This is a genomic window from Sutterella wadsworthensis 2_1_59BFAA, assembly GCF_000297775.1.
Lineage (GTDB): Bacteria > Pseudomonadota > Gammaproteobacteria > Burkholderiales > Burkholderiaceae_F > Sutterella > Sutterella wadsworthensis_A.
On the sequence record NZ_JH815514.1, the window covers coordinates 336882 to 347799 of the forward strand.

General features: G+C 61.0%; 9 protein-coding genes and 2 tRNA genes. 6 read left to right on the forward strand and 5 right to left on the reverse strand.

Going from position 1 to position 10918, the window contains the following annotated elements; all coding sequences use genetic code 11:
* Positions 1 to 100: 100 nt before the first annotated feature.
* Positions 101 to 1303 carry a tetracycline resistance MFS efflux pump gene (locus HMPREF9465_RS03680; RefSeq protein ID WP_005434217.1) on the reverse strand — a complete coding sequence of 401 codons (1203 nt, stop codon included), beginning with the start codon at positions 1301 to 1303 and terminating at the stop codon, positions 101 to 103.
* 315 nt (positions 1304 to 1618) lie between these two features.
* Here HMPREF9465_RS03680 and sstT point away from each other — a divergent pair, with 315 nt between their 5' ends.
* Together sstT and recQ are read left to right on the forward strand one after the other, a co-directional pair.
* A complete protein-coding gene (sstT, locus tag HMPREF9465_RS03685; protein ID WP_005434218.1) occupies positions 1619 to 2848 on the forward strand; it encodes a serine/threonine transporter SstT in 1230 nt (409 codons plus the stop codon).
* A 94-nt stretch (positions 2849 to 2942) separates the two neighbouring features.
* Positions 2943 to 4766 (forward strand): DNA helicase RecQ, encoded by a 1824-nt coding sequence (gene recQ / locus HMPREF9465_RS03690; protein WP_005434219.1) that lies wholly within the window; start codon positions 2943 to 2945, stop codon positions 4764 to 4766.
* Between the two features lie 76 nt (positions 4767 to 4842).
* On the opposite strand, the gene HMPREF9465_RS03695 is transcribed toward recQ, so the two are convergent.
* The 3 genes from HMPREF9465_RS03695 to folE2 all read right to left on the reverse strand — a co-directional run bounded on the left by HMPREF9465_RS03695 (position 4843) and on the right by folE2 (position 8087).
* On the reverse strand, positions 4843 to 5373 hold the full coding sequence (locus HMPREF9465_RS03695) for an SPOR domain-containing protein (RefSeq protein WP_005434220.1): 531 nt from the start codon (positions 5371 to 5373) through the stop codon (positions 4843 to 4845).
* A gap of 18 nt (positions 5374 to 5391) precedes the next feature.
* Positions 5392 to 7134, reverse strand: coding sequence for an arginine--tRNA ligase (gene argS, locus HMPREF9465_RS03700; protein WP_005434221.1), 1743 nt, complete (start codon positions 7132 to 7134; stop codon positions 5392 to 5394).
* Positions 7135 to 7292: 158 nt separating this feature from the next.
* On the reverse strand, positions 7293 to 8087 hold the full coding sequence (gene folE2 / locus HMPREF9465_RS03705; protein ID WP_005434222.1) for a GTP cyclohydrolase FolE2: 795 nt from the start codon (positions 8085 to 8087) through the stop codon (positions 7293 to 7295).
* Between the two features lie 388 nt (positions 8088 to 8475).
* On the opposite strand from folE2, the gene HMPREF9465_RS03710 reads away from it, so the two are divergent.
* Entirely contained in the window at positions 8476 to 8844 is a 369-nt protein-coding gene (locus HMPREF9465_RS03710; RefSeq protein WP_005434223.1) for a hypothetical protein, read from the forward strand.
* A 6-nt stretch (positions 8845 to 8850) separates the two neighbouring features.
* Here HMPREF9465_RS03710 and cls read toward each other — a convergent pair whose 3' ends face one another.
* Positions 8851 to 10317, reverse strand: a complete 1467-nt coding sequence (gene cls / locus HMPREF9465_RS03715; protein WP_005434224.1) for a cardiolipin synthase — start codon at positions 10315 to 10317, stop codon at positions 8851 to 8853.
* A 170-nt stretch (positions 10318 to 10487) separates the two neighbouring features.
* Between cls and HMPREF9465_RS03720 the strand changes: the two genes are divergently transcribed.
* The 3 genes from HMPREF9465_RS03720 to HMPREF9465_RS03730 all read left to right on the forward strand — a co-directional run.
* Positions 10488 to 10573: transfer RNA gene (locus tag HMPREF9465_RS03720), tRNA-Tyr, on the forward strand.
* Between the two features lie 104 nt (positions 10574 to 10677).
* Positions 10678 to 10752, forward strand: a tRNA-Thr gene (locus HMPREF9465_RS03725).
* 71 nt (positions 10753 to 10823) lie between these two features.
* The coding region (locus tag HMPREF9465_RS03730) for a GTP-binding protein (RefSeq protein ID WP_005434227.1) at positions 10824 to 10918 on the forward strand (95 nt) is incomplete at its 3' end.

Here is a 10918-nt window from a genome sequence, read left to right on the forward strand (position 1 = left end):
ATGCCGTCCGGTCAAGAGACCGGACGGGCCGTAAAAAATGAAGGAAGCACCGTTTTCCAACGGTGCTTCTTTCGTTATGGGCTGTAGGGGCCGTTGACCTTCAATCGCCGCCGACGTTCGTCTTCAATGTCAGAGCGAGCGCGCAGGCGATGAGTAGAACGGTGGCAAGGTAGGGCGCGCCTGCAAGGACGGGATGCATGTGGTGGTCCGCCGTGATCATGAGCAGAGGAGTGCCGATGAGCGGCGAGATGGCGCCCGTGAAGCTGTTGAGCGAGCTGACCGCTCCCATGTTGACGCCCTGTGTGCTTGCTTCGCAGCGCCTGCTGATGAGGCCCTGAATGGTCGGCCCCACGATGCCCATGACGGCGAAGAGGCAGACCATGGCGAGACTCACCGCGCCCGACGGCGAAAGCGCGATGACGAGCATGGAGGAAAGGCCGATGAGGAGGCCCGTCACGATGATGTGTCCCGGCGCGAGCTTCTGGACGAGACGCGGCAGGATGAAGCCCTGCGTGAGGCTGATCGAGAGGCCGAGCGCAAAGATCGACATGCCGATCATGAGCGGCGTCCAGGCGTAGCGGTATTCCGTGTAGAGCGCCCAGGTGCACTGCATCAGGCTCTGTGCAAGCGTGAAGAGTGTGATGACGACGAGCAGCGGGCGAAGACTGAGGTTGCCTGCCAGGCTCCAGATGGCGGAGAACGGGTTGAGGCGTCCGAGGGAGAGCGGAGCCGTCGACCTGACCCTGAGGCTCTCGGGAAGGATGAAGAAGCCGTAGAGGAAGTTGAGGGCGCAGATGGCGCTTGCGACGAAGAACGGAATTTTGGGATCGGTCTGGCCGAGCACGCCGCCCACGGCGGGGCCGAGCACGAAGGCAATCCCGAAGATTGCGCCGATCTTGCCGAAGGAGGCGATGCGCTGGTGAGAGGGCGTCACGTCGGCGATGTAGGCCTGCGCCACCACGATGTTGGAACTCATCATGCCGCCGACAAGTCTCGAGAGCAGGATGAAGGGCAGGGACTGGCTGACGGCGGGCACGATCATCATGATCGAAAGGCCGAGAATGCCCGTAAGCAGCACGGGACGCCGTCCGATGCGGTCAGAAAGGGCGCCGAGGATGGGCGCGAAGAAGAACTGCATCAGGCCGTAGCTCACCATGATTGCGCCGTACCAGCTGGTCTGCAGGTCGCGCGTGTCAGCGAGCGATCCGATGAGCCTCGGAAGAACAGGAACAATGAGCCCGATGCCCAGTGCGTCGAGGAAGACGCAGGCAAGAACAAACCCAATTGCAGGCTTTCTCATCATGGGACAGGGGCGCGGAAAGAAGCTGACGAAGATCCAATATTACCGCGAGTCGCAGGGCGGCGCGGAAGGGGCCGAAGGGCTGCCGCAGGCCGGAGAGGCCGGGCTGAGCCTAGGCGGAACCCACCCAGTCGCTTTGATGCGAATCAACAGTTGTAAATCTGATTGACATTTTGGTGGCTGTGAAGCTTGGAAGAAGAGGGTGTTGGAGGTGAAGTTTTTGGTAATGTAAACAAATGCGTACGAATGCCGCCGAGGCTTGGTCGCCGAAGGCAGAAAAAGGCCGTACGAAAGAAGAATGTCACCTGGAGTACAACAATGAAGCGAGTCTTCAATTTTGCGATGCCGTTCCTGCAGGCATCGCTTGTCAAGCAGATTTTGGTCGGTCTGGTACTTGGCATTGCGCTTGCCTATGCGGCTCCCGCCGCAGCCGTCAGCTGCGGCTTCCTCGGCACCGTCTTTGTGACGGCTCTTAAGGCCGTCGCCCCGATTCTGGTGTTCGTGCTCGTGATGAGTTCGATTGCGAACCAGAACCTGTCCGGCGAAAACCTCCACATCAAGCCGATCATCGTCCTCTATCTGATAGGCACCTTCTCCGCCGCCATCGTTGCGGTCGTGGCGAGCTTCATGTTCCCCACGAAGCTCATCCTGACGGCGACCGACGCTGTGGCCACCACCCCCGGCGGCATCGGCGAGGTGCTCGGCAACGTGATTCTCAACGTCGTTGACAATCCCGTCCACGCCATCTCGTCCGGCAACTACATCGGCATTCTCGCCTGGGCCATCGCCATGGGCGTCGTGCTGCGCCATGGCACCGTCGCCACGCGCGAAGTGCTCAATGACGCCGCCAAGGGCGTCGAGTTCGTGGTCCGCCTCGTGATCCGCTTCGCCCCCGTCGGCATCTTCGGCCTCGTTGCGAACACCTTCGCCACGACCGGCGCCGAAGTCTTCATCGGCTACATCCAGCTTCTCGTGGTGCTTCTCGGCTCCATGTTCTTCGTGGCTCTTGTCATCAATCCGTTCCTCGTCTGGTTCTGCACCCACAAGAATCCGTTCCCCGTGACGCTGATGACGCTCCGCGAATCCGGCGTGGCCGCCTTCTTCACCCGCTCGTCCGCCGCGAACATTCCGGTCAATCTGGAAATCTGCCGTCGCCTCGGCCTGCCTGAATCCACTTACTCCATTTCGATTCCCGTGGGTGCCACGATCAACATGGCCGGCGCCGCCATCACGATCACCGTGCTGACGCTTTCCGCCGCCTATTCGCTCAACATTCCCGTTGACCTCGGCACGGCCGTGTTCCTCTCCTTCGTGGCCTCGATCTGCGCCTGCGGCGCCTCCGGCGTGCCGGGCGGCTCCCTGATGCTCATCCCGCTTGCCTGCGGTCTCTTCGGCATCGATCAGAACACCGCCATGCAGGTGGTCGCCGTTGGCTTCATCATCGGCGTGCTCCAGGACTCCTGCGAAACGGCCCTGAACTCCTCGAGCGACGCGCTCTTCACGATCGCCGCCTGCCAGCGCGCCGAGCGTCTGGAACGCGGGGAGTAATCCTTCCGAAATGCAGGGACGGACTTGCGCCGCCCTGCTGATTTAAAATTGCCGAAGTTTGACTTCGGCAATTTTTTTGACTTCATCCGACGATATGCGACGTTTCAATACCCCGATCGAGGTGCTAAATCAGGTTTTCGGCTACGAGTCCTTCAGGGGCTTTCAGGAGGAGGTGGTTGAAACCGTCGTGTCGGGCAGGGACGCTCTGGTGCTGATGCCGACAGGCGGTGGCAAGAGCCTCTGTTATCAGATTCCCGCGCTGCTGCGCGACGGCGTGGCCGTCGTGGTCTCCCCCCTGATCGCCCTCATGCAGGATCAGGTCGATGCGCTGGACGAAGTCGGCGTGAAGGCGGCCTATCTCAACTCGTCTCTCACGCCCGAGGAGGCCTCCAGAGTGAAGGACGAGCTTCTGTCGGGCAGGCTGGATCTGCTCTACGTGGCGCCCGAGCGCCTGATGATGAGTTCTATGCTCTCGTTGCTCGACAGGGTCAACGTCTCGCTCTTCGCCATTGACGAGGCGCACTGCGTGAGCGTCTGGGGACATGACTTCCGTCCCGAGTACGGAGAGCTGGAGCTGCTGAGGACCCGCTATCCTCAGGTTCCCCGCATTGCGCTCACGGCCACGGCCGACGAGAAGACGAGGGCGGAGATCGTCGGAAAGCTTCTCAACGACGCCAGGGAGTTCGTGGCGAGCTTTGACAGGCCGAACATCTTCTACCGCATCGTCGACAAGCGCAACATCAAGGAGCAGCTCCTCAACTTCATCAAGTACGAGCATTCGGGTGACAGCGGCATCGTCTACTGCCTGGCCCGCCGCACGACCGAGGAGATTGCGCAGTACCTCTCGGGCTGCGGTATCGAGGCGCTGCCCTATCATGCGGGCCTTCCCGCAGAGGAGAGGGCTCGCAATCAGGCAAGGTTCCTGCGTGAGGACGGCATCGTGATGGTGGCGACCATCGCCTTCGGCATGGGCATCGACAAGCCGAACGTGCGCTTCGTGGCGCACGTGGACATGCCCAAGTCGATCGAAGGCTACTTTCAGGAAACGGGGCGCGCGGGACGCGACGGCGAGCCCGCCGACGCCTGGATGGCCTACGGCCTCAACGACGTCGTCAACCAGCGCTTCTTCATCGATGCGAGTGATGCGGACGAGATGCACAAGCAGCTCTGTACGCAGAAGCTCGATGCCATGCTCGGTCTGGCCGAGGCGCCCGACTGTCGAAGGCAGAGGCTTCTGGCCTACTTCGGCGAAAAGTCCGAGCCCTGCGGTCACTGCGACAACTGCCTCGAGCCGCCCGACCTCCTCGACATGACGGTGCCCGCCAAAAAGTTCATCTCCTGCATCTACCGCATTCGCGAGGCGAGCGGCGTCTGCTTTGGCGCTCAGCACGTCATCGACGTGCTGATGGGCAACATGACGGACCGCGTGGCTCGCTTTTCCCACGACAAGCTCTCGACCTGGAGCATCGGACAGGACCTGTCGGCGGCCGAGTGGCGGATTCTGCTTCGCCAGCTTGTCGCACGCCATGTCGTCTGGGTGGATCCGACGGCGCGCAATGCGCTGAGCCTTGGAGAGGCTGCCCGCGACCTGCTGCGGGGCAACATGAAGATCAGCGTGAGAAAGCGTGTGGCGGAAACGCGCAGGAAGCGCCGCGAGCATTCGCAGACGGAGGCCCTGCTGCAGGAGTTCTCCAAGCGTGACAGAAGCCTCTACGAAGCGCTGCGCCAGTGGAGGAGTGATGAGGCGAAGAGCCTCGGCAAGCCTCCCTACGTCATCTTCAAGGATGCGACCCTGCTGGAGATAGTGCGCGAGCGCCCGACGTCCCCTGAGGCCCTGAGACGCATCTCAGGTGTTGGCGAGAAGAAGCTCGTCAACTACGGCGACGCCGTGCTCGACATCGTGGCGGCGGAAAGCTGAGCCGACGGGGATCCGCATGAAACAAAAAAAAGAGCAGCCCATGAGGACTGCTCTTTTTGCTTGGACTCTAGAGGACTCAGCGGACCACCGTGGTCTGAATGCCCTGATTGTCGAGTTGGCTCTGGACTTCAGACGCCTCCAGCTTGTTGTCGAAGGGGCCGATGCGGACGCGCCAGACGCTGCCCGCCTTCACCACCTGCACATTGCTGATGCCTGCGGTGAGGGCGAGGGAGCCCGTAAGGTCATGGGCGCTCTTCTCTTCCTTGAAAGCACCGGCCTGCAGCCAGTAGCTGCCGCCAGCTCCGGCGGCGGGCGTCTGAGACTGAGGCTGGGACTGGACCGGCGGAGCGACGGTCACGGTCTTGACGCCGGACGAATCGTCCTGTTCGGCGCTCTTTTCCTGCTGCTCATTGAGGGCGCGGTTCGGATCGATGCCGCCCGCGAGCTTCTGGGCGGGGTCGACGTCAGCGGTCACCTTCTGAACCTTCTCGACGAAGGGGATCGGGCTGTTGGTGATGAACACCGCCGCGGCTGCGCAGATTGCGCAGCCGGTGACGACGCCGATCAGAAAGCCGGCAAAGCCGGAAGCAAGATTGGTACGGGCCACTGTGGATAGTCCTCTTGATTAAGCATCTTCGCGGCGGGCCATGTATTCAGGCGCGCTGATGCCGAGAAGCGCGAGACCGTTGCCGAGCACCTGGCGGGTGGCGGCAAGGAGAGCGAGGCGGGCGTTGCGCTCGACATCGTTCTCGATCACGACGCGTTCGGCGTTGTAGAACGTGTGGAAGGCCGCGGCGAGCTCCTTCAGGTAGTAGCAGAGCATGTGCGGCGCATGGTCCTTGGCGGCCAGCGTGAGAAGCGACGGATATTCGGCGATCTTGGCCATCAGGTCCATGGCCTGCTCGCTCACGAGGCTAGAGAGATCGGCCTTGATGAGTTCGTCGGCGGACGGAACTTCGTAGCCCTTTTCCTTGGCGTTCGCAAACACGGAGCAGATGCGGGCGTGGGCGTACTGCAGATAGTAGACGGGGTTTTCGTCGCTCTTCTGCTGGGCGAGGTTGATGTCGAAGACGAATTCGGCATCGGCCTTGCGGGCAACGAGGAAGAAGCGGGCGGCGTCCTGGCCGGCCATGTCGACGAGGTCGCGCAGCGTGACGTAGTTGCCGGAGCGCTTGCTCATCTTGACGGGTTCGCCGTCCTTCACGACGGAGAGCATCTTGTGAAGGATGTATTCGGGGAATTCCTTCGGGATGCTCATCTGACGGGCGAGCGCGCAGCACTGAAGGCCGCAGCGGACGCGGGCAATCGTGCCGTGATGGTCGGAGCCCTGAATGTTGACGGCCTTGGTGAAGCCGCGCTCGAACTTGGCAAGGTGGTAGGCGACGTCGGGCACAAAGTAGGTAAAGGTGCCGTCGACCTTGCGCATCACGCGGTTCTTGTCGTCGTGAATGCCGAGGTCTTCGCATTCGGTGGTCTTGAGCCAGAGGGCGCCGTCGCGTTCTTCGGTGCGGCCGGAGTCGATCATGGACTGCACGGCGGCCTGCACGCGGCCGGAGGCGTAGAGCGAGGACTCGAGGTAGAAGTTGTCGAAGTGTACGCCGAGCGCATCAAGGTCGTCGTCCTGCTCGTTGCGCAGATAGGCGACGCCGTAGCGACGGATGCAGTCGGTGTCGGAAAGGTCGCCCTTGGATTCGATGACCGTGCCGTCATGCGCATGCACGGGCTTGCAGTCAAGGTAGTCGCGGGCGATGGCGATCACGTATTCGCCGTGATAGGCGTTTTCAGGAAGTTCGACGGCTTCACCCTTGAGCTCGCGGGCGCGCAGGCGGATGGATTCGGCGAGATTGCCGATCTGAACGCCGGCGTCGTTGTAGTAGAACTCGCGGGTGACTTTCCAGCCCTGAGTGGCGAGAAGATTGGCAAGCACGTCTCCGAGGGCGCCCTGACGGGCGTGGCCGAGATGAAGCGGGCCGGTCGGGTTGGCGGACACGAACTCAAGAAGAACGGACTGGTTCTTGTGGGCGTCGCCGCAGCCGAAGGACGTGCCGGCCTTGAGGACCTGACGGATGATTTCCTGGCGGGCGTTGTCCTGAATGCGGAGGTTGATGAAGCCGGGGCCGGCGATTTCGACCGACTTGATGAGAGCTTCGCTTTCGGGGTTGGCCTTGAGGGCCTCGACGATCTGCGTGGCGATCTCGCGCGGGTTCTTCTTGAGGGCGCGAGCGAGCTGCATGGCGACCGTACAGGCGACGTCGCCGTGTTCGGGCATCTTCGGGCGTTCGAGAATGACGGTGACGCCGGTGACGCCGAGCGTTTCGAGCGCGGCGGAAATGAGGGAGGTCAGAGCCTCTTTTTGCTGAGCGAGCATGATGAGTGTCGTGTGAGTGATGGGTTCGTTTTCCTGATCGTCACAGTGTACCTTTTCGGGAGTGAGGACACATCTGAAAGGGATCGGGAAAACGTAACGGCCTGCCGTCCGTTCAGACAACAGGCCGACGCTGTGAACGTATCAGTGCCTGGCGGGCATCAGCGCTTGTCGTGCGTGATGTAGGCGTAGGCGGAGTGATTGTGGATGGATTCGAAGTTTTCAGCCTCGACGCGGTAGGCGACGACGCGCTCTTCCTTGTTGAGAGCGGCGGCCATGTCGCGAACGATGTCTTCGACGAACTTCGGATGATCGTAGGCGTATTCCGTGACGTACTTTTCGTCGGAGCGCTTCAGGCGGGCCCAGAGCTGGCAGGAGGCGGCCTCCTCGCTATAGGCGATCTGCTCTTCGAGGCTCATCGGAGCGGAAAGCTCGACGGAGGCCGTCAGGCGGGAGCGCTGGTTGTGAGCGCCGTAGCGGGAGATTTCCTTGGAGCAGGGGCAGAGGCTCGTCACGGGAGTGGCAGTTTCCTGACGGACGGTGATGACGCCGCCGCGGCTGTCGGCAATCCAGGCGGCCTCGTAGTTCATGAGGCTGGTGAGCTTGCTGACGGGGGCGCACTTGCGGATGAAGAACGGGAAGCGAAGCTCGATCGTGCCGTCAACGGCGTCAAGACGCTTGAGCATGTCGGCCATGAGAGAGCGGACGACGTCCACGTTGAGCGGTTCGGAATGCTCTTCCATGAGCGCGACAAAGCGGGACATGTGCGTGCCCTTTTTGTCTGCAGGAAGCGACACGGTCATTTCGACGGTGGCGACGGTGGCAAGGGTGTCTTCCTTGGTCTCCACCGTAATGGGAACGGTGATGCCGCGAACGCCGACGCGGTCGATGGCGATGTTGCGGCCGTCGCGCGCGGACTGAACGTCCGGAAGAGTGTTTTTGTTATCTGCGTCCATAAATCTTCTTTGGTGGCTCAGGACAACTGCTTGGAAGCTGTTCTGGGAATGAAAACTGAGCATTGCTTGACCGGCAAGCTGCACGGATAAGCATCCGTTTTTTTGAGTGAGGGGATGCCTGCTGATCGATCAATTATAGGGTGGTCTGCTATCTTACAAAAACATGACGCTTCGTGGGGCGGAAACGGCCTCATAGTTGCGTTCATTCTTCTGAGGGTACGAATGTTTACAACCCGAACGCTTGTCCCGGGGTGTATTCGTCCCCATCTAGAAGGAAATAGATGAGGGGCCGCCGCGGAACGGGGCCGCCTCTTATACTTGAATGTGAAGCTCCGGCAATGTGCCACAGAACTTGAAGACGCCGGAGGCCTATCGGAGAAAGACGCTTATGCCGCTCTATGTTTTTCAGACGTCAGGAAACCCCTTTGTTCGCATCCTGATCGGGTTGGTTTCGTTCGCCGTGCTTGTCGGTCTCGGCTTCCTGATGCTGCCCGTGGTGCTTGCGGTCATCGCCGCCGTCATGGTGATGGGGCTTGTCGCCTGGGGATGGGCATGGTGGAAGGCCAGGCAGGCGGGCGGCACCACCGACTGGTACGAGGCGATGAGCCGTGCCGCCGCAAGTCGTCAGGCTTCCGAGCAGGGCGCTCGTGAAGACGTGCGTGAGACGCGCACGGAGACGACGGTGCTCAGCATCAAGACGTCGGACAACAAGAAGTGGAAGATGAACGACGTCGAGGATATCGAGGAGCGAAAGTAACTCTCCTTAAAGCAGAGGAGAAATCAGATAGCAGGCCCCTTCCTTGAGGCGCTCGGACACGGGGCGCCGGTACCAGGTTTCGGGGTCGAGACGGCTGCACTGCTCCGCATAGGAGTCGTGCAGCTTTTTTAGGTCGTGAATGAAGCAGGCGTCGAAGATGAGCAGCATCATCTCGAAGTTGAGGTGAATGCTGCGGTTGTCGAAGTTGACGGTGCCGAAGACGGCATATTCGTCGTCGACGGAGATGGACTTGGTGTGCAGCAGTCCTCCGTTGTAGAGGAGCACTTCGACGCCGGCGGAGAGCATGTCGTCGAAGTAGCGTCGGGCGGCCCAGGTGACGGCCTTGCTGTCGGCGTTGGCGGGTACGATCAGTCTGATCTTCACGCCTCTGTATGCGGCGCTCAGAAGGGCCGTGGCAAGGCCTTCGTTGGGAACGAAGTAGGGCGTCGTGATGGTGATGTTGAAGCGTGCGGCGTTGATGGTGTCGAGCAGCAGGTAAAGGTTCGGGTCCTTTTGACCGTAGGGACCTGAGGGCACCGTGACGATCGTGGCCGTGCCGAGCTGTGGGATCGGAGGGACGGAGTGGACCCGCTCGAGGTCTGAGGGGTCCCCGTCGGGCTGGATGGCCCAGTCGATCAGGAAGGTGGCGCGCAGGCTCTGCACGGCGGGGCCGGTGAGGCGGACCATGGCGTCGACCCAGGGGCCGACGGTGCGCGCGGCGTCGTAGGTGTGCGGGTCGATCATGTTCAGGCTGCCCGTGTAGCCAATCTCGTTGTCGATGATGATGGTCTTGCGGTGGAGGCGCAGGTCGACGCGCTGAAGGCCGAAGAAGTGCAGGAGCCGCATGGGCATGGCCTTGGCGACTTCGATCCCTGCATTGCGGAACGCCCTGCAGGTGTCGCTCTTGAGGAAGGCGCGCGAGCCGAAGTCGTCGACGAGAATGCGCACGCGCACGCCGCGCTCATGGGCCTTGAGGAGCGAGGCGGCCACCTTGTCGGCCTCGCCGCCCGGATGCCAGATGTAGAACTCCATGTCGATTGAGCTGCAGGCGGCTTCAATGTCGCTGATGATGGCGGCGAACGTGTCGTCTGAGGAGGAGAGAAGCCTGATTTCGGTGCCCGACGTTACGGGAAGGTTCCCCATGCGGGTCGCCAGATGTATGAGCGTGCGGTGTCTGGCGAGGTGGCGCGGCAGCGGCCCCGTAGGAGTGAGCTTCTGGCGCGAGAGCTCCTTAAGGTGCGCGAGATGCTTGCGAAAACGCGTGGCTCGGAGTTGGCCGATCGGACGTTCGCCGAAGAGAAGGTAGAGGATGAAGCCGAAGTAGGGGAGAAGTGTGGTGATGAGAATCCACGCAAACGCTGATCCGGGCGGGTGGCGCGTGAACATGACGCGCAGGATGACGCTGATGATGATGCCGAACTGTACGAGCGCGGCAAGCGTGCTGAAGGTGATGATCGAGTCGAGCGAAGGCATTGACGCGGGGCCCTGCAGGCGGTTGTGAATGCGGTTGTTTGTCTAGTGTATACGCATGAGATCTTAGGGGAAGGGGATTGTTTTTAAGTAGTAATACGGAATTTAAGCCTTTTTGAAGAAGTGCTATTGACAGTTCGAAAAGACGTCTGCATAATTCAAATCCTCGTTACGGAGAGGTGCCCGAGTGGCTAAAGGGGGCAGACTGTAAATCTGTTGGCTTACGCCTACGATGGTTCGAATCCATCCCTCTCCACCAGCGAAACTTTCGCAAAGCGAATTTCTCAAATGCAGCGCGGAAGGACACTAGATCCAGATGGAGCAACTCCTCCTGCGATTCCCTTCACCCGCTCCATGAAGCGTGCCCATGTGGCTCAGTGGTAGAGCACTCCCTTGGTAAGGGAGAGGTCATGCGTTCGATCCGCATCATGGGCACCACTAATTTTTTCCTTCTCTTTAAATAATTCCAGTTCCTTCCCGGGAGCTGGGAGCTTGTTCAGGAGCCAAAGATGGCCAAGGGTAAGTTTGAACGTACCAAGCCCCACGTTAACGTGGGCACGATCGGTCACGTGGACCATGGTAAGACCACGCTGACGGCTGCTAT